This window comes from Desulfobulbus oralis (assembly GCF_002952055.1).
GTDB classification, from domain to species: Bacteria; Desulfobacterota; Desulfobulbia; order Desulfobulbales; family Desulfobulbaceae; genus Desulfobulbus; species Desulfobulbus oralis.
This window is the reverse complement of sequence record NZ_CP021255.1, coordinates 2094006-2113203: the sequence shown is the minus strand read 5'-3', so window position 1 is coordinate 2113203 and position 19198 is coordinate 2094006. Positions and strand designations below refer to the sequence as shown.

General features: G+C 59.2%; 17 protein-coding genes and 1 pseudogene. 6 read left to right on the top strand and 12 right to left on the bottom strand.

Annotation, left to right across the window (positions count from 1 at the left end; genetic code table 11):
- Positions 1-6 precede the first annotated feature (6 nt).
- Complete coding sequence (locus CAY53_RS09370; RefSeq protein ID WP_104937525.1) at positions 7-2643, top strand: PEP/pyruvate-binding domain-containing protein; 2637 nt, start codon at positions 7-9, stop codon at positions 2641-2643.
- A 132-nt stretch (positions 2644-2775) separates the two neighbouring features.
- Here the strand turns inward: CAY53_RS09370 and CAY53_RS09365 are convergent, their stop codons facing one another.
- The 10 genes from CAY53_RS09365 to CAY53_RS09320 all read right to left on the bottom strand — a co-directional run bounded on the left by CAY53_RS09365 (position 2776) and on the right by CAY53_RS09320 (position 11730).
- Positions 2776-3252 (bottom strand): hypothetical protein, encoded by a 477-nt coding sequence (locus CAY53_RS09365; protein WP_104936887.1) that lies wholly within the window; start codon positions 3250-3252, stop codon positions 2776-2778.
- A gap of 9 nt (positions 3253-3261) precedes the next feature.
- Positions 3262-3705: a hypothetical protein gene (locus tag CAY53_RS09360; protein ID WP_104936886.1), complete on the bottom strand. Its 444-nt coding sequence runs from the start codon at positions 3703-3705 to the stop codon at positions 3262-3264.
- A gap of 9 nt (positions 3706-3714) precedes the next feature.
- Positions 3715-4191, bottom strand: a complete 477-nt coding sequence (locus CAY53_RS09355; protein WP_104936885.1) for a hypothetical protein — start codon at positions 4189-4191, stop codon at positions 3715-3717.
- Positions 4192-4200: 9 nt separating this feature from the next.
- A complete protein-coding gene (locus CAY53_RS09350; RefSeq protein ID WP_104936884.1) occupies positions 4201-4398 on the bottom strand; it encodes a hypothetical protein in 198 nt (65 codons plus the stop codon).
- Positions 4386-5582: a M24 family metallopeptidase gene (locus CAY53_RS09345; protein ID WP_104936883.1), complete on the bottom strand. Its 1197-nt coding sequence runs from the start codon at positions 5580-5582 to the stop codon at positions 4386-4388. The genes CAY53_RS09350 and CAY53_RS09345 overlap by 13 nt, the downstream gene beginning before the upstream one ends.
- Before the next feature lie 72 nt (positions 5583-5654).
- Positions 5655-6167 carry a thiol peroxidase gene (gene tpx, locus CAY53_RS09340; RefSeq protein WP_104936882.1) on the bottom strand — a complete coding sequence of 171 codons (513 nt, stop codon included), beginning with the start codon at positions 6165-6167 and terminating at the stop codon, positions 5655-5657.
- A 47-nt stretch (positions 6168-6214) separates the two neighbouring features.
- On the bottom strand, positions 6215-7447 hold the full coding sequence (locus tag CAY53_RS09335) for a vitamin K epoxide reductase family protein (protein WP_104936881.1): 1233 nt from the start codon (positions 7445-7447) through the stop codon (positions 6215-6217).
- 62 nt (positions 7448-7509) lie between these two features.
- Entirely contained in the window at positions 7510-8994 is a 1485-nt protein-coding gene (locus CAY53_RS09330) for a DegQ family serine endoprotease (RefSeq protein ID WP_104936880.1), read from the bottom strand.
- Between the two features lie 85 nt (positions 8995-9079).
- Entirely contained in the window at positions 9080-10483 is a 1404-nt protein-coding gene (locus CAY53_RS09325; RefSeq protein ID WP_104936879.1) for a sigma-54-dependent transcriptional regulator, read from the bottom strand.
- Complete coding sequence (locus tag CAY53_RS09320) at positions 10480-11730, bottom strand: sensor histidine kinase (RefSeq protein ID WP_104936878.1); 1251 nt, start codon at positions 11728-11730, stop codon at positions 10480-10482. The genes CAY53_RS09325 and CAY53_RS09320 overlap by 4 nt, the downstream gene beginning before the upstream one ends.
- Positions 11731-11987: 257 nt before the next feature.
- Here CAY53_RS09320 and CAY53_RS13785 point away from each other — a divergent pair, with 257 nt between their 5' ends.
- The 3 genes from CAY53_RS13785 (at position 11988) to CAY53_RS09310 (ending at position 14305) form a co-directional block, all read left to right on the top strand.
- A complete protein-coding gene (locus CAY53_RS13785; RefSeq protein ID WP_281261024.1) occupies positions 11988-12122 on the top strand; it encodes a hypothetical protein in 135 nt (44 codons plus the stop codon).
- Between the two features lie 156 nt (positions 12123-12278).
- Positions 12279-13556: a sulfite exporter TauE/SafE family protein gene (locus tag CAY53_RS09315; RefSeq protein WP_104937524.1), complete on the top strand. Its 1278-nt coding sequence runs from the start codon at positions 12279-12281 to the stop codon at positions 13554-13556.
- Entirely contained in the window at positions 13556-14305 is a 750-nt protein-coding gene (locus CAY53_RS09310; protein ID WP_104936877.1) for a hypothetical protein, read from the top strand. The genes CAY53_RS09315 and CAY53_RS09310 overlap by 1 nt, the downstream gene beginning before the upstream one ends.
- Positions 14306-14943: 638 nt before the next feature.
- Here CAY53_RS09310 and CAY53_RS09305 read toward each other — a convergent pair.
- Entirely contained in the window at positions 14944-16668 is a 1725-nt protein-coding gene (locus CAY53_RS09305) for a catalase (protein WP_104936876.1), read from the bottom strand.
- 524 nt (positions 16669-17192) lie between these two features.
- Complete coding sequence (locus CAY53_RS09295) at positions 17193-17603, bottom strand: VOC family protein (protein WP_104936874.1); 411 nt, start codon at positions 17601-17603, stop codon at positions 17193-17195.
- Between the two features lie 385 nt (positions 17604-17988).
- Between CAY53_RS09295 and CAY53_RS09290 the strand changes: the two genes are divergently transcribed.
- Both CAY53_RS09290 and CAY53_RS13960 read left to right on the top strand, forming a co-directional pair.
- Complete coding sequence (locus CAY53_RS09290; RefSeq protein WP_104936873.1) at positions 17989-18852, top strand: YitT family protein; 864 nt, start codon at positions 17989-17991, stop codon at positions 18850-18852.
- A gap of 233 nt (positions 18853-19085) precedes the next feature.
- Positions 19086-19196, top strand: a pseudogene (locus CAY53_RS13960) (hypothetical protein); the annotation flags it as partial.
- Between the last annotated feature and the right edge of the window lie 2 nt (positions 19197-19198).

The window sequence follows — 19198 nt, the reverse complement described above, 5'->3', positions numbered from 1 at the left end:
CGCGTCATGCTGCACAGCCTGTCCAACTGGTTCAGAAAAACCTTCGGTTCGACCAGAGACGACGACAGCCCCAGGCTGGACGCCGCTGCAGTCGAAAAACTGCAGATCACCTTCAAGGCCCGCTACTACAGTTTCCGCCAACTGCTCGCCGCCAACACCAAGACCCTGGAATCCATGGCGGAAATTGAAAAGGCGCTCCAGGGCGCCGAACCCTTCAGCTTTTCCTTTGTCCAGAAGGCGTGCGGCACGGTATCCATCAATGTGTTCAGCATGATCAGCCACATGGAGCGCATCGCGCCCGGCAGGTACGAGGCCCTGCGGGAGGCCTTTACCGCCATTCAGAGCCGGATCGATGCGCTGTGGCTGCAGAAGAAGGAACTGAGCGACCGCCGTCTGGTCATTCCCCTGGAGGCGGTGACCAGCGACATGATGGATGTGGCGGGCGGCAAGATGGCGAACCTGGGCGACATCAAGAACCGGCTCAGGATGCGGGTGCCGCCGGGCTTTGTGGTCACCGCCGCGGCCCACGAACTCTTCATGCGGACAGACGGTCTGCAGAAGGAGGTGGACCGCCTCTTTCAGGTGGCTGGCACCGATCTGGACCGTAATCCGGATCTGGTGAGTTCCCAGATTCGTCAGCGCATTCTGGCCGCCGGCATACCGGAGCCGCTCTACAATGCGGTCATGGCGGCCTTCGAGAAGCTGAAGAAGGAATACAGGGGCCCGCAGCTCAGACTCGCGGTGCGCAGCAGCGCCCACGGCGAAGACGCGGAAAACAGCTCCTTTGCCGGCCAGTACCGAAGCGAGCTGAACGTGAGCTTCGAGCAGTTCTTCCACGCCTACAAGCAGGTGGTGGCCAGCAAGTACAGCCCGCAGGCCATTGCCTACAAACTTAACAGGGGCTTCCGCGACAAGGACATTGCCATGTGCGTGGGCTGCCTGGCCATGGTGGACGCCGTGGCCGGCGGCGTGGTCTACACCCGTAACCCCCTTGACCGGAGAGACGACCGCATCTACATCAACTCCGTCTGGGGGCTGCCCAAGGGGGTGGTGGACGGCGACGCGCTCTGCGATCTCTTCGTGGTGGCGCGGGACGAGCATCTGACCATCGAGCGGCAGGATGTGCGGAACAAGGATTTTCTGGTGCAGTGCTACGAATCCGACGGCTGCATCCGTGCCAAAACCGACGAGTCCCTGGTGGGAGCGCCCTCGCTGAGCCCCGAGAAGATTCGCGAGCTGGCCGACGCGGCCATTCAGATCGAGGAGTACTACGAGACCGCACAGGACATCGAGTGGGCGATCACCAGGGAAGGGGAGCTGTATTTCCTGCAGTCCCGGCCGCTCCAGCAGATGGAAGCCGTGCTGCCGGTCGAGGAACTGAACCTGAGCCGTTTCGACCATTCCCTGCTCTTCGACAAGGGCATCAATGTCAGTCCCGGCACTGCCTCGGGCCGGGTCTTCAAGGTGGCCAAGAAAGCGGATATCCTGCAGTTTCCGGAAGGGGCGGTACTGGTCGTGGCCCAGGCCCTGCCTACCTGGGCGCCGCTTGTGGCCCGCGCATCGGCGGTCATTTCCGAGCGTGGCGGCTTTGCCGGACATCTGGCCAATGTGGCGCGCGAATTCGGCATTCCGGCCATCTTTGGCGTGGCCACGGCCATGACGAATGTGGAAAACGGCGAACTGGTCACCGTAGCCGCTGATCTGGGCCGGGTCTATCTGGGCAGCATCGCGCCCCTGCTCGAATGGAAACGCGCCGAGATCGCGCCCATGAAGGGCAGCCCCATCTACGAGACCCTGCTGCAGGCCAGCCGCCATATCATCCCCCTGACCCTGGTCGATCCGGAATCCCGCGATTTTCGACCCGACAAGTGCAGCACCTTCCACGACATCACCCGCTTCATCCACGAGAAAGCCGTGGTGGAGATGTTCAACTTCGGCAAGGATCACCGCTTTTCCGAACTGGCCAGCAAGCAGCTCCACTACCGGGTGCCCATGAACTGGTGGATTCTGAATCTGGACGACGGCTTCGCCCACGAGGTGCCGGGCAGGTATGTGAAGCTGGACGACATCGCCAGCATTCCCATGCTGGCCTTCTGGGACGGCTTTGTCGCCATCCCCTGGGACGGCCCGCCGGCCATGGACGGCGGGGGCATGACCAGCATTCTGGTGCGTTCCACCATGAACACCAACCTGGTTGCCGGCGCCCAGAGCAAGTATGCGGAGCGCAACTACTTCATGATTTCAAAGCACTTCTGCACCCTGAACTCGCGCCTGGGCTACCACTTTTGCACCATGGAGGCCATGGTCAGCGAGCGCAAGCCGGAAAACTACGTGCGCTTCACCTTCAAGGGCGGCGCGGCAGACTACGAGCGCTGTCTGGGCCGGGTGCGTTTCATTCAGGAGATTCTGGAGCGCTACGACTTCCACGCGAGTGCCAACGGCGACCACATGGATGCCAGAATCGAGGGCCGGAATCAGAACTATATGCTGGAGCGGCTGAAGATTCTGGGTTACCTCACCCTGCACACCCGCCAGCTCGATATGATCATGGGCAATCCGGCCCGGGTCAAGTACTACAAGAACAAACTCACGGGCGACATCGACCGGATTTTATCCGGAGCAGCCGGCGGACAAAAGGCGTAAGGGGCTTCATGCGGCCTGTTCCCGCAGTTGCCGCCATTCAGTCCGGACCAGCAGTGAGGGGCGGGGAACTCCCACCTGGAGCACATTACGAAACCACGCTCACAGGAATTTCCAGTGCCATCTTTTGCCTCCTTATTTCTTTTCAGGTTCAATTGTTGCGCGATAAACTACAGGGTCAGTCTTTACAAAATACTCCCCGGGATAAGCAGGCTCAATCGCCCTCATTCCTTCCGCGCCATACACCGAAAGCGCCTCTTCAAGCAGCCGGAAAATGGCCGGCAGATCCTCCTGGGGCGGTTCGGGAAAGGGACAACGCAGGCTCTTATGGAATTCCACAAAACGCCAACGCCTATGTAGTGTTCCATCGTCGAGACGTTTCGATCCGGCGCAGTAAATCCGTACAGCGGCATACTTTCCCCGCGCATAGAGCAGCCATGTCTCGTACTCGTTATCCCGTCCCAAAGCATTGACTTGCATCAGGTACATGTCCCGTTCCCGGTCGCGTACCCAGTCAGGGCGGCCCCTATCGGCTACCATTTTTTCTCTGATCTCACGGATATGGTACTTTTCCATATCTTCTTCTGAAATCCACTCATTCACAAAGGCCATAGTGCTTCCTTATTTCTTTTCAAATTCAAGCGTTACATGAAAAGCCACCAGGTCGCCGCTGTATCGTATTCCCCTCCTGCCATATACTGAAAGAGCCTCTTCAAGCAGCCGGAACATGGCCGGCAGTTCCTCCCTGGGCGGTTCGGGAAAGGGGCAAAACAGGCCTTTATCGAATTCCTGGAAGCACCAGCGTATATCTTCCGTTTTATCTTCATGGATGTCACCGCCAATGCGATACATCCGTACAGCGGCATACTTTCCCCGCGCATAGAGCAGCCATGTCTCGTACTCGTTATCCCGTCCCAAACCATTGACTTGCATCAGGTACATGTCCCGTTCCCGGTCGCGTACCCAGTCAGGGCGGCCCCTATCGGCTACCATTTTTTCTCTGATCTCACGGATATGGTACTTTTCCATATCTTCTTCTGAAATCCACTCATTCACAAAGGCCATAGTGCTTCCTTATTTCTTTTCAGGTTCAATTGTCGCACGATAAACTACAGGGTCAGTCTTTACAAAATACTCCCCGGGATAAGCAGGCTCAATCGCCCTCATTCCTTCCGCGCCATACACCGAAAGCGCCTCTTCAAGCAGCCGGAAAATGGCCGGCAGATCCTCCTGAGGCGGTTCGGGAAAGGGACAACGCAGGCTCTTATGGAATTCCACAAAACGCCAACGCCTATGTAGTGTTCCATCGTCGAGACGTTTCGATCCGGCGCAGTAAATCCGTACAGCGGCATACTTTCCCCGCGCATAGAGCAGCCATACCTCGTACTCATTCGCCTGTCCCAAACCACGGACTTGCATCAGGTACATGTCCCGTTCCCGGTCGCGTACCCAGTCAGGGCGGCCCCTATCGGCTACCATTTTTTTTCTGATCTCACGGAGATGGTACTTTTCCATATCTTCTTCTGAAATCCACTCATTCACAAAGGCCATAGTGCTTTCTTATTTCTTTTCAGGTTCAATTGTTGCACGATAAGCTACCGTTTCATCCTTCACAAAATACTCGCCTGGATAAGCAGGCTCAATTCCTCTCATTCCTCTCCCGCCATACACAGAAAGCGCCTCTTCAAGCAGCCGGAAGATGGCCGGCAGATCCTCCTGGGGCGGTTCGGAAAAGCTTTTCGTTTTCAGCTCACGCATACGATTTCCCGGGGCGCGCGAGTCAGGGTGCGGATGCCTGTGGCCTCGACCAGATGGGTGTTTTCGATGCCAACCGCGCCGCCGGGAAAGACAAAGGTCGGCTCCAGGGCAAAGACCATGCCCGCTTCGAGTGGCTGGCGCAGTTTGGGGGCCAGCACCGGCAGTTCGTCCAGTTCCAGCCCCACGCCATGCCCCACGAAGCGCACCCTGTCCGGGCCAGGGCCCATGAAAAAGTCGCCCAGGCCGGTATCCGCCACCACCTCCAGCGCACGCTGGTAGAGTTCCTCCCACAGCACGCCGGGCCGGGCCCTGGCCAGCACCGCCGCTTCCACGGCCAGCGCCGCCTCGTAGGCGGCCCGCATGTCCTCCGGCATTCTGCCCACGCAGAACATGCGGGTTTCGTCCGCAATATAGCCGTCGATGCAGCTCGCATAGTCGATATAGACCGGCTCGTTCCGCTGCAGGCAGCCCCAGCCTGCGCCCTGCGGATTGCCGGCGGGGGAGGTGCCGGGGCCACCCACCGGGCCGTCAAAAAAACTGGGCACCGCAGCGCTTTTGCCGGCATGGACATTGCCCATGAAAAAGTCCTGATTGAAGCTCCGCATCCGCGCGCCGCCGCCAAAACCCCGTTGCCGCATGCCGGCCTCGAAGCGACTTGCCAGTTCCAGCTCGGGCATGCCGGCGTGCAGCCATGCGGGCACCTTGGCAAAGACCGCATCCAGCACCGCGGCCGAGGCTTCCAGCAATTCGATTTCGTACGGCGATTTGATCATGCGCTGCCGCCGGGTCAGCATGGAGATGTCGACAAATTCGGTGTTCGGGAACAGGCCAAGGTAACGGTGATAGAGATTGACCGGCAAAAGGTCCAGTTCAAGGCCTACGCGCTCGCTCGCGCAGCCGTATTCGGCCAGGAGCGCGGGCAGGAGTTTCAGACTCTGCACGTCCAGAATCTGGGCAAGCGGCGATTCCGCCCTGGCACGCCCGAAGCTCCGGCGCACCATGAGGAGCGGCTCACCCTGCCGTGGAATCAGGAGATGGCCGCTCTGGGAAGTGCCGCTGTAATAAAACATGTTTGTGTGATGGATGATGAGCGCAGCGTCCACGCCCTCTTCGGCAAGTTGCGCCTGCAGGTGCCGGATGCGCGCGTCGATTTCCGTTTTCGGGGTCAGCCTGATTTCGTGCATTTTGCCTCCAGACAAAAAAACGGGGGTGTCCTGCAGGACGCCCCCGTTTGTTATTGTGGTGATTCCGGGAAATTACCGGAGGGCAGCCAGGGCCGCATCATAGTCCGGTTCCTGGGTGAGTTCCGGCACCTGCTCGGTGTGGACGACCCTGCCGCCTGCATCGATGACCACCACGGCCCGGGACAGCAGACCCTGAAGCGGGCCGCTGACCATACGGACGCCGTAATCCTGGCCAAAGCTGGGGCTGCGGAAGGGGTCCAGAAAGGCCGAGAGCGTGGCCACGTTCTTGATGCCCTCGGCGGCGCAGAAGCGGCCCAGGGCAAAGGGCAGGTCGGCCGAAATGCAGAGCACCTGCACGCCCGGCAGTTTGGCGGCCTCCTGATTGAAGCGCCGTACCGAGGTTGCGCACACGCCGGTGTCGATGCTTGGGAAGATGTTGAGCACCAGCTTTTTACCCTGGTAGTCTTTGAGCGAGACCTCGCCCAGTTCGCCGTTCAGCAGTTTGAAGTCCGGCGCGGCCGAGCCGATTGCGGGCAGCGTGCCTGCGGTTTCCAGTTTATTGCCTTGAAGGGTTATGCTTGCCATGCTGTTCTCCTGTCAGTGTTTTTCAGGGTGGACGGTGTGTGTCCTGTTCAGTTACAGTCCTTGTCAATGCTGCAGCTGTCCTTGTCGGAGGGCGGCAGGCCCGGGCTTTCCACCGACTGGGACGAGGTCTGGCCGGCTTGCCCGGCAGGCTCCGGTGTGGCGGAATTTTCCGTGGTCGCAGACTGCGTTTCGGCCGGGTCGGCACCGGGCGGATCCGCCGGCTGCCCGCTCTCCGGCGCCTGGGCCTCCGACGGCGCTTCGGGCGGCGACGGCGGGGAGTCTTCCGGCTTCTGTTCGGCTGCAGGCTCGCTCTGCTGGGGCATCGGCTCCCCGCTCTTCGGGTCTATGGGCTCCAGATCGTCGGCCGCAGGCGCCGGAGCCTTGTTCATGGCCGGCGTCCCGGGAGCGACTTCGCTCACGCCTTCCTGCAGGTACTCCCCGATCTGGCTGACGCCCATGTACAGACTCATGCTGCCGTTGGCCCGCTGCACCAGGAGCACGGGCACGGAGTTGATGCCCAGCCCGCGCAGGAAGAGCCGGTTGGCCTCCGGGACAAAGACGCTCTGGGGCGTGGCCTCTGGAAATTCCATTTTTTTCAGCTCGGCCAGCGGATTCAGGCGCAGGGTCGCGTTGTTGTCCTGCATAAGCTCGTCCAGCACCGGCTTGCAGTATTTGCAGGATTCCTTGAAGAAGAAATAGCGGATATCGCTGCCCTCGGGCCCGGTCTTGACGAACTGCGTACCGGCCCTGATGCTCTGGGCGGCCGCAATGGGGCCCTCGCCCTTGGGCGAGGTCAGCAGAAAGGCGGCCACAGCCACGCCGCAGAAGGTAAAGATGGCGTTCAGCGCCTGCCTTTTGCCCAGACAGAGGTTGATGAGGAAAAGCCCGGCCAGAATGGTGCAGCAGTACGCACAAAAGGCACCGGTCTGCACCTGAAAGATGGAGAGCACGCCTTCCGCCGCCATGCCGGCCAGCAGGCAGGGGGCCAGCAGAAAGCGGGCCGCGCCGCCGCCTTCCGGCCGTTTGCGCGCGGCCCGGAAGAGCAGAAACAGTATGGCGAAGTAGAGCAGCCCGCCGACATTGGTCACAATCGGCGACAGGGGCGACTGCTCGTCCACGATGCGACAACCTTCATTGGGGCAGTAGGCCTCACCCCGGAACAGCAGGTGGGCGGTTTGGGCCAGAATCATGAGAAAGAGCGCGGCAGCAAGCCACTTGCCGCAAAATTCCGGAATTGCCGACCACTTGAATTTCTTGTCCGCTTTTTCTGTCAGTTCCATGGCGTCTCCTGCCGGTTGGGGCGGGGCGGATCCAGGGCCCCGCCATTGGTCTTATGAACCGTTTATTCGGCCCGCAGGACAATATAACGGCTTCCAGCCTCGCTGCGCACGCGCAAAAGCACCTGCTTGCCGTCTCTGCCCATGGCCAGGGCCTTGGGCACATCCCTGATGCTGCGGACGCGGCTGCGGTTGATTTCCTCGACAATCTGCCCACTTTCGAGGCCGGCGGCCTCGGCCACGGAACCCGGCTCCACGCTGGCAATCAGCACGCCCTGATTTTTATCGTAGCCGAACTGTCGGGCCACATCGTCGCTCAGATCCTGCAGGGACAGCCCCATGCTGTCGAGTATGCCGCTGCCCATGCCGCTCCTGCTTCTCTGCCGATCGCCACTGGCCAGGTCTTTCGGCTGGCTGCCGATCCGCATGCTCAGCGTCTTCTCCTGGCCGTCACGCAGCACGCGCAGGGACACCTCCGTGTCGGGCTGGGTTTCGGCGATGCGGTTGCGCAGGTCGGAGACATTGTCCACCTTCCGGCCGTTCATGGCCACAATCAGATCGCCCTGCTGCAGGCCGCCCTTTTCCGCAGGCGAGCCGGGGCTGACCTCGGAGACCAGCGCGCCATGGCGCTCACCGCTGCCGAACTGCCTGGCCAGTTCCTCGTCCACGTCCTGAATCATCACGCCCAGCCAGCCGCGGGTGATCTTGCCGCTGGAGCGGAGCTGCTGCTCTATGTTCTTCGCCATGTTGATGGGGATGGCGAAGCCGATACCCATGTAGCCGCCGCTGCGGGAGAAAATGGCGGTGTTCATGCCAATGGCCTCGCCGCGGATATTCAGCAGCGGACCGCCGGAGTTGCCGGGGTTGATGGCCGCATCGGTCTGGATGAAATTTTCATAGTCAGCCATGCCCATGCGGTTGCGGCCCTTGGCGCTGACCACGCCCACAGTCACGGTTTTGCTGAGCTGGAAGGGGCTGCCGATGGCAATCACCCATTCGCCGACTTCCAGGCTGTCGGAATCGCCCAGGGGCAGCACCGGCAGGTTCTGGCCTGCCACCTTGATGAGCGCCACGTCGGTCTGCGGGTCGGTGCCGACGACCTTGGCCTTGAATTCGCGCTCGTCCGCCAGCCGCACGGTGATGGTGTCGGCCTTTGCCACCACGTGGTGGTTGGTCAGGATGTAGCCGTCCGCCGAGATGATGAAACCGGAACCGGCGGCCTGCTGTTTCATGATGCGGTCCCTGCCGCGGGGCTGCCGCTGCCCGAACTGGCGGCCGAAGAACTGCTCGAAAAAGGGATCGCTGAAGAGTTCGTCAAAGGGCGTTTGCCGCAGATCGCCCAGAGTCGCGTTCTTCTCCACCACAATCTGCACCACAGCCGGGCCGGCCTTTTTCACGACCGAAGAAAAGGCCTTGGCGGTGCGATCCAGAATGGCAATGTCCGCCGCATCGTCGGCAAAAGCGGGCAGCGGCTGGAAAGAGCAAGGCAGCAGCGAGAGGCACAGGGCCAGGAGCAGAGCCTTGGAACGCCTACGGGTATCGTCAAACATGGGTTCAATTCCTCCTTGAACACGGGAAACGGATTGCGCCTGCCATGCGCAGGCTTTCACACAATGCGGCAAAACCTAGGCTTCGTCAAGTAACGTTCTTGCCGGCCCTGTTCTGTCGGAGTCCTTCCAGGTCAATGCCCAGGCGCCTGACCTTCTCGTACACGCTCTTGCGGGAAAGTCCCAGAATCCGGCAGGCCGCGCTCACCTGGCCGCCGGCGTGCGCCAGCGCCTCGATGAGGTAGCGCTTTTCCTCGCGCTCCATGTGCTCTTTCCAGGTGGAAAGCGGGCCGGACGCGGGCAGGGCTGCCGCCGGAGCGCCGATCGCCTTGTCCTGCTGCGCCTGTCCGCCCAGAATGCAGTGCCGGCGCACCAGGTTCCTCAGCTCCCGCACATTGCCGGGCCAGGAGCGCTGGCTGAGCGCGTCCAGAAAGGCAGGCTCCAGCCTGACCTGGGCATCCCCGTGCAGCAGGGCATACTCTTCGGCAAAATGCCGGGCCAAAAGCGGAATGTCCGCGACCCGCTCCGCCAGTGCCGGGATCTTCAGCGGCAGCACGTTGAGCCGGAAATAGAGGTCCTGCCGGAAACGACCGCTCGCCACCTCGCCTTCCAGATCGCGGTTGCTGGCGGAAATGACGCGCGCCCCGAGGGGAATGGCCGCATTGCCGCCCAGGCGGCAGAAGGCGCGCTCTTCCAGAACCCGCAGCAGTTTGCCCTGCAGGTGCAGCGGCATGGAGCAGATCTCGTCCAGAAAGAGGGTGCCCCGGCCCGCAAATTCAAACTTGCCGGCCTTGCGGCTGTCCGCACCGGTAAAGGCCCCGCGTTCGTAACCAAAGAGTTCGGATTCTATCATCTCGGCCGGCAGAGCGGCCATGTTCACGGCCACAAAGGGCTGGCCCGCGGCGGAAAGCGCGTGCAGGGCCCGGGCCGCCAGCTCCTTGCCCGAGCCGGTTTCCCCGCTGATGAGCACCGGGTCGGGCGCGGTGGCCATGGTTTCGATGAGTCTGTACACCTGCCGCATGGCCGGGTGCGCGCCCACCAGACCGTAAAAGGCCGTGCGCTCCGCCCGGCTGGCCTCCAGCGTGGCCTGCAACTGCCGATTTTCCTTGACGAGGCGGTTCCGTTCCACGGCCCGGCCCAGGGCGCCCAGAAGCGCCTCCCCGTCCACCGGCTTTTGCAGAAAATCATAGGCCCCTTCCTTCACCGCCTGCACGGCCAGGGCCACATCGCCGTGACCGGTGATGAGAATGACCGGCAGTTCGGGCCGCTCCTTATGCAGCCGGGCCAGCAGCGCCATGCCGTCCAGCTCGGGCATCCGAATATCGGCCAGCACGGCAGCGAAATGTTCCTTTTGCCCCAAAACCGCTGCCAGCGCCGCAGGCGAACGCTCAAAGGTCTGGACCACAAAGCCCGCCAGTTCCAGGGTCTGGCGCAGGGCCAAAAGCAGATAGCGGTCGTCATCCACCACCAGAATGGGCAGAGCCGTGCTCATGGCCTCGCCTCCTTTTCCTCCTCAGGCTGATAGAGGGGCAGCCACACCGAAAAGCGGGCGCCGCAGCCCGGCTGGCTGTCCACGTCGATAAATCCGGAAAATTCCCGTACAATCCGGTCCACCAGGGAGAGCCCCAGTCCCATGCCGCCACTGCCCGTGCGGGTGGTGAAGAAGGGGGCGAAGATTTTTGTCTGCGTCTCCGCGTCCATGCCGCAGCCATTGTCCGCCACGCTCACCACCACGCAGGTTTCATAGCGCATGCTGCGCACGTCCAGACGCTCCTCCAGCCGGGTCGAGAGCTCGAGTCGCGGACGCTCGGTTCCGCCCATGGCCTGAATGGCGTTCTGCATCAGGTTGAGAAAGACCTGCTCCAGCCGCACCTCTATGGCCCAGACCAGCAGCGGCGCATCGGCAAGCCTGAGCTGCAGATCCACCCCGTGGATGCGCAGTTGGCCGGAGAGGAACTGCACGATTTTTTTGAGGAGCGCTGCCACATCCACAGCCGCCAGTTCGCCTTCCACCTTGCGGCCGAAGCTCCGCATGGTGTTAATGATATCCCCGGCCTTTTCCGCCCGGTCAACGATGAGTTCCAGATTTTCCCGCACCAGGCCCGGCCGCGGAGACAGGGGCGTGTCCAGCACTTTGAGGGCATTGCGGGCCAACAGGAGAATGGTGTTCAGCGGCTGGGTCAACTCGTGGCCGATTCCCGCGGTCATCTCGCCCAGGCTCGCCAGGCGGCTGGAGTGCATGAGCTGGCGCTGGCCCTCCGCAAGTCGGGCCATGAGCTGGCGGAGTTCGCTCAGATCGCTGCAGAGGAGCAGGTAGAGCACCCGGCCGCCGGGCGTCTCGTGCACCTGCGGCCTGAGCCGCACCGGCACCGGCCCGCCGGCCAGCAGCAGCCGGGTTTCCAGCCTGCGGGGGTCTCTGGCCAGAAGCCGTGCGCGAATCAACTGCCCGTCTTCTGGAGGAAAGAGCTGGTCCAGCCGGGCGGGGTCGGGCCTGGCGGCGGCCTCCGGATCGGAGCCGGGCTTTGCATCCGGCCCGCCGGCTGTCGCTGCAAGCGCAAAGTCCCGGTTGGCCTGCACGAGTCTGAAGTCCTGGTCAAACATCAGAAAAAACTCGCTGATCCCCTCAAGAATGCGCTCGGTCAGGAGCCGGCCGGCTTCGGCCTCCTCGTGCTTTTTCAGCACGCGCACCACCAGATCCTGCCGCTGCTTTTCCAGTATGGCGATGGTTCGTTGGTCCATGGTTTTTGTGGGAAAAGAATCGGCCCGTGCTATGCGCTCCCGTTGCTGTAAAAGAGGTCGCGGCCCCTGGCTGTTTCCTTTTGGTGACATTTTGCCCTTTTCCTGCCCGCTTGTCACCAAAAAGAGCTTAGAAACTGTTACCAGAGCGTGCCATGACAGGAGCCTCTGATGCAATCCATGGCGGCTTTAAAGAATAATTTATTGTTTTTATTATATTTTTTGTATAAACTCAGAATTTTCCCTCTCTGGCACGGCTCATGCTAAGAACAACAGAAGTCATTCTGGATGGCGCCATGCACGTCTCTGCCGCAAAAAATCTGGTGCAGGAGCAGGAATTCCTGAGCGCAGGCCGGAGCCCGGCCCCTGTGTTTCGTGTCCCTCCCGCGATCTGACAGGTCATCTTCTGGCCCCAATATCCGATTCCGGAAGCGCTTGCAGGGCTGCAGCCTGCGCCCACAGGCGACTTCAGCAGGGCAAAACAACAACAGCTCATGACCGGGCCGGTGGCGGCACGGTTTGAATCAACAGCCATACAAAAGGAGCGTATCATGCATTTTTTCCGGTATCTGTACGGGGTCATGGTGACCGGGGCGCAGTATCAGGCGCGCTGGGAGCTGGCGATGTCCACGAACATTCTGAAAAGCCGCAAGCGGCTCATGGTGCTGGGGCTTTTGCTCGTGCCCGTACTGGTCGGCTGCACCTGGCTTTTTGCGGCTGAAGGCCAGCTCCCCACCTTTCTGGGCGGCAAGACCGCGTTTGGGCCATCCCACTACACCCATCTCATTTTCGGCGCTTCCATTCTGGTTGGCCTCTGTGCCGGTCTGATCAGCGGCTGCATCGGCGCGGGCGGCGGCTTCATCATCGCCCCGGCCCTGATGAGCGCGGGCGTGAAGGGTATTCTGGCTGTCGGCACCGACCTGTTTCACATCTTTGCCAAGGGCATCATGGGCTCGGTCCTGCACAGCAAGATGGGGCATGTGTCCGTGAAACTGGCCGTTACCTTCCTGATCGGCGCGCTTGCAGGCTCCTACACCGGCGGCACCCTGAACCGGGCGATCTACGCCAGGAATCCGGTTCTGAGCGATACCTTCATCACCTGCGTCTATGTCATCATTCTGGGCTTTCTGGCCTTCTTCGCACTGTCCGACTGGCTCAAGGCCAGAAACAAGACTGCCGTGAAGGAAGAGGGCGCCAAGCACTATGCCGAAGAGATTCCGCCCATGGGCAAGAAGCTGCAGTCCCTGAACCTGCCGCCCATGATCACCTTCGACGAAAACGTGACCCCCGGCGGCCGCCGCATCTCCTGGATCTTCCTGGTGTTCAGCGGCTTCATCGTGGGCGTGGCTGCCGGCATCATGGGCGTGGGCGGCGGCTTTCTGACCTTCCCGATGTTTGTCTATGGCCTGGGCGTTTCCTCGGCCACCACGGTGGGCACCGATATTTTTCAGATCATGTTCACCGCCGGTTACAACTCCATCTTCCAGTACGGCATCTACGGCTTCGTGTTCTACACCCTGGCCATGGGCATGCTGTTGGGCTCCCTGATCGGTATCCAGATCGGCTCCCTGGTGACCAAGGTGGTGCCGGGCATGACCATCCGCGGCTTCTTCGCCCTGACCGTCAGCGCCGGCTTCGTCAACCGGCTCTGCGCCCTGCCGGCCAAGCTCGCCAGCATGAGCATCCTCAACATGTCCTCGAATGTGGCCGAGCTTATCGACCTGATCGGCACTGTGATTTTCTTCGCGATCATCATTGCCTTTGCCGTTTGGGTGTTCTTCTGCTTTTTCTCCAATTTCAAACAGCTTAAAGGCGAGGAGGCCCGCTGATGTTGACCGCTTCCCAGTATCGTATGAGAGCCATTGCGCTGCTCTCGACCTTTGTGATTGTCCTGGTTTTGATTTTCATGCCGCTCTATCCGGATCTGAAACCCGGAACCAAGACCGACGGCCTGAGCTTCATGGACAATTTTTTCAACTCTCTTTCCAAATACTCCTCGAATTTCATCGAGGATGAGCGGGGCAAGACAGCCCAGCTTAAAGATACAGCGCTTGACGCCACGCTGACCTTCAAGGATTACAGGGATGCCAAGGACAAGGCCAGGGTGCTGGCGCCGGCTGCAGATCTGGCGCAACAGGCCGCCCAGGTGCTGAGCGCAAATGGCTTTCAGGCCACAGCCAACGGGAACAAGCTGGCCGTCAAAGGCGATTTGGGCTCGCTGTTGGGAGCGGCGGTGGACGACGCCGAGCTGATGTATCAGAACAAAGGACCGGATATTTCCGGCAAGTACGCCGGCATGAACGAACGGGCGGCTATCTATGCCTGGTACAATACAGTGAACGCTCTGGCCGCCGACTTCAAGAAGGCCGGCAAGCTGGAGCAGTCCAACATCACGGCCAGTGTGGCCAGCAAGGCCCTGGAACCAGCCTACAACTACTATCAGATCGAGGCAAAATCCCGCACCAAATATCTGTTTCCGCTGATTCTGGCTTTGGGCTTTTACGTGCTTTACACCTGTTGGTACGGCTTCGGCATTCTGTATATGTTCGAGGCCATGGGCGTCAAGCTCAGCCACTGAAAGCAGCCTCGCAAGAGAGCAGGAAAAGGCCGGCTGCCACAGTTGCGGAGCCGGCCTTTTTTTGTAGCGGACCAAAGTAGGGTAGGGTGCATTCAATTTGCAGGTTTGCCTCAGGAGGTGTATAAAATACCTGCAGAAATCCGGCAATGTAAACGTTTACTCAGCAGCTTATGCAGTTGTTTCAATAGAGAGAAATGAATAAAATTATATGCATAGATAATTTTAACAATATTAATAACATAATAGATCTTATTCATGATTGCTGGTTTTTCATTGAAGAAATCAATTTTTCAAAAATGAATCGTTACTCCAATTTTATCTTTATGAGAAAAAGTATATCTTCTGGTCTGCAAATAAGTTTACAAGGAAAGGATTAATCAATATAAATAATGTTATGTCTTATAATATTACAGAAACAGAAAATATTTGTGTATCTGATATAGATACTATTGAATTGGATAAAGTAAAAAATACTCTAACAATATTAACTTGTATACTCTGTACTTTAATATAAATATATATTTATTTAGTATCTCTGTTTCGAAAAAAGAATAATTCAGCTTTTCCATTCTGTTGAAATAAGCGGGCCTGCCATTTGACAGGCCCGCTTATTCTCTTTCACCGATGACGTGAGGCGTTTACAGCAAAAACGGATCGTCCATCGGTTCGATCAGGGTTTTGGGATCGACATTGGTGTCAATGCCCATGTTGTCCGCCTTTTCCGAGGGCTTCTTGCCGATATCCTGCGAGGGGACATCAAGCCCCGGGTGCTTGTGGTTTGCGTTGTAGTTGGCCTCGCGCGTGGTCCGTTGCGGCAACTTGAGATCCACCTCCTTGAGATCGATCTGCAGGGCTTTGGCCACACCCTCGCCATAGGCCGGATCTGCCTGATAGCAGTGATTGATCCAGCGGTGCTTGATCTGCAGGGTGGCATCACCCATGTTGCGGGCGGTGTTTTCAAAGAGCACCTGCTGCTGATCCGGGCTCATGGCCCGGAAGAGTTTGCCGGGCTGACTGTAGTAATCATGGTCGTCTTCGCGGAAATCGTAGCGGTAGATATCACCATCGGCTCGCTGGGAAGGTTGCAGCTGGTCGATATGGTCTTTCCAGTTGCCGTAGCTGTTGGGTTCGTAGTGGTTTTCGCTGCCCCGATTGCCATCCACCCGCATCAGGCCGTCGCGATGGTAGCTGTGCGGATGTTTCACCCCGCGTGGTGCATTGACCGGAATCTGGTGGTGATTGACCCCCAGGCGGTAGCGCTGGGCATCGCTGTAAGAGAACAGGCGGCCCTGAAGCATGCGGTCTGGTGAAAAGCTGATGCCGGGGACCACGTTGGCCGGGTTGAAGGCGGCCTGCTCCACCTCGGCAAAGTAGTTGTCCGGGTTGCGGTTGAGTTCGAACTCACCTACCTCGATGAGTGGAAACTCGTGTTTGTACCACACCTTGGTCAGGTCAAAGGGGTTGTAGGGCATGGCCTTGGCCTGCTCTTCGCTCATCACCTGGATGTACATCTTCCACTTGGGAAACTGGCCTTTTTCAATGGCGGTGTAGAGGTCGCGCTGGTGGCTTTCCCGGTCATTGCCCACCACCACGGCCGCTTCCTGGTCGGTCAGATTCAAGATGCCCTGCTGTGAGCGGAAGTGGAACTTGACCCAAACCCGCCTGTTGTCGGCATTGATCATGCTGTAGGCATGGCTACTGAAACCGTGCATGAAACGGTAGGAAGAGGGGATACCCCGATCGCTCATGATGATGGTGACCTGATGCAGAGCCTCGGGCAGGGAGCTCCAGAAGTCCCAGTTGTTGTTGGGACTGCGCATGTTGGTGCGGGGATCGCGTTTGACCGCGTGGTTCAGATCCGGAAATTTGAGGGGGTCGCGGAAGAAGAATACCGGGGTGTTGTTGCCCACCATGTCCCAGTTGCCTTCCTCGGTGTAGAATTTCAGGGCAAAACCGCGAATATCCCGTTCGGCATCGGCTGCACCCCGTTCACCAGCCACAGTGGAGAAACGGGCGAACATCTCGGTTTTCTTGCCGATTTCGGCAAAGATCTTGGCCTTGCTATACCTGCTGATGTCGTGGGTTACGGTGAAGACACCGTAGGCACCGGAGCCCTTGGCGTGCATACGCCGTTCCGGAATGACCTCGCGGTCGAAATGGGCCAGCTTTTCCAGAAACCAGACATCCTGGAGCAGCATGGGGCCACGTGCCCCGACGGTCATGGCATCCTGATTGCTTTCAACCGGTGCACCGGCCGCCGAGGTGATGTGGGGATGGTCTCCCACGCAGGCGTTTTTGCTGGGCAGGGGGTCACCCAGACCGTTTTTTTCCATGGGGCATTTTGTTGTTTTTTCTTTCTGCATAGGGCCTCCGTGGTGCGTGTTGAAAAGAATGGACAGCAAACTGCATACCCTGCATGGGCAAATGCAACCGCGCTTGCCAAGTTCTTATATAAACTTGGGGTTTTCCCGCAGCAAGTTAAAATGGTAATTTCGTATAAGGCTTTTCCGGGAAATCTGATAGAGACCAAGGTCGTGGAAGAGTTGTTTGCCCGCTTTGAGCGATTTCTGAATAAGGCCGGATTTCGTGCGGCAAAGGGGCAGATCATTGATGGAGGTATTGTCAATGTGCCGTGCAACGCATCAGCCGCAAGGGGAATGAGCAGCTCAAAGCCGGTGCAGAAGCGACAGGTCGGAGCGAGGCGAAAAGACGACAGAAGGATGTCGATGCCCGCTGGAGCAGGAAGAACAGCCAGGTCAGCGGACACTCCCGTATTCGCGGCCGGGTGGGGCATATTTTCGGCATCCAGGCCCAGGGTGCCGGCAGCCTGAGAGTACACAGCACCGGCATTGGCAGGCCAGGACTGAAATCGGCCTGCGTAAAGTGCTCAGCGCAGTTTTTCCAGAAAGGGGTTGTGGGCAATTTCCCACAAAAAGCCGTCAGGATCGGCGACATAGCCACTGTATCCACCCCAGAAAACCGCCTGCGGTGGCTTGAGGATGCGCGCCTTTTTTTCGGCCAGTGCGGCGAACAGGGCATCCACCTCGGCCGGGCTGCCGACATTGTGCGCCAGGGTGAAGCGCGGAAAGCCGCTGCCGCATGCGTCCGCTACCTTGGCGTCATGGGCCAGGGCGTCTTTTGGATATAGCGCCAGCAGCAGGGCGCTGCCCGCCTGGAAAAAGGCGATATGCTCGTTGCTCGCCGCTGTTTCCCGCCAGCCGAAAACCTCCTGATAGAAACGGCGTGAGGCCGCCAGATCGGTCACCCCCAGGGTGATGTAGTTGATGTGCTGGTCCACGACTGCATCTCTTTGTTCATACCGGGTCTGCGCAGGCGCTCGGGCATGGGGCCTTGCAGAAACCGACGGGCGGCAACATCGCCTGATTCTGCCCGGGCTGGTATGTACATCCATATATAGCCGCCACAGTACCGTCCCGCCCGCGGGGGAGATGGGGCATCCATACACGGCGTGCCGGGGCATTGCAACGAGTTCTTGCAGACTCATGGGGGAAAGGGGATCAATCCCCGGGCGATGCAAGAGCTGCGCACCCCTTCCGGCATCCGGGCACAGGCCATTCGTGCCGCCCACGCCATTGGCCTTGCATGCCCCGGTATGGGCCGGTATGATGCACCTCTATGCCCATAGAGGTGGATGGAATTTTCAGCGTGGAAGGAAGTTTGGCATGAGGCACCATATTAAAAGAATCACGGATTCTCTTGTCTGGAATACATTTCTGCTGATGTTTGGCGCCTTCGTCTTCATCATCGGCTACAAGGGGATTGCCGTGCACAACGACTTTGTGCCCGGTGCGCTGTACGGTCTGTCGGTGGTGGCCAACAACGCCCTGCCCGTGCTGTCCCTTTCCAAGTGGTACCTCCTCTTCAATGTTCCCCTGTTCATCGCGGCCTGGAAGGGCGTGAGCCGCCGCTTTTTCTGCCTCAACCTGCTGACCATGGGCGCCATCGCGTTCATGACCTCCTATGTGGAACTGGATCTGGGTATCAAGGACGGCATGTATGCCGCCATTGCCGCCGGGGCCACCATGGGTGCGGGCAGCGGCATCATCCTGCGTTCCTATGGTGGGGGCGGCGGGCTCGATGTTCTGGCCGTCATCCTCAATCGCAAGTATGGCCTGCGTTTCGGGGTCTTTTACTTCATCGCCAACTCGGTGGTGATGCTGCTGGCCCTCTCCCGCTTCAGCCCGGATACTATCGTGGCCTCTCTGGTCATGCTGTTCATCAGTTCGATGGTCACCGAATATGTCCTGTCCCTGTTCAACCAGCGTAAGTCCGTATTCATCATCACCCGCAGGACCAGGGAGGTTGTCGGCCAGCTCATGGAGTCCAACAAGTTCTACGCCACGGTCATCCCGGCGCGGGGCGGCTACAGTGGTGAGCCTGTGGACATCGTGTACTCCATTACCGACAATCTCCGGCTGCGATCCCTGGAGCAGCTCGTCCTGTCCATCGATGCCAATGCCGTGCTCGTAGTCGAGAACACCTTCAGTGTCTTTGGCCGCAACATTGCGCTGCCCAAGAAGTACTGAAGACTGGCCGATTCCAGTCCGGCAATCCTGGCAGTCCCGCTGAATAGAGGTTGATTTTCCGAAGGGCATGCAAAGGGACCATTATGGCAGTGCGTGTTCTTTGTTCCATCTCAAGCAGACAATCGTGGCACAATCTGCCTTGTCAGTGCTGTCAGATGGCCAAATGGCCAGGATGAGCAGGTTCAGCTCACCAATTCGAGTCTCCGGAGCTTCGCAGAAAATCACCAGCTCGTTTCGTCAATTACTACAACTGGGTCAAACCTCACAAAGCACTGGGAAATTTGACTCCGGGAGAAAAGCTCTGCCTATATTTTTTCAGCCAGAATTTTGTAAACAACCCTTGACG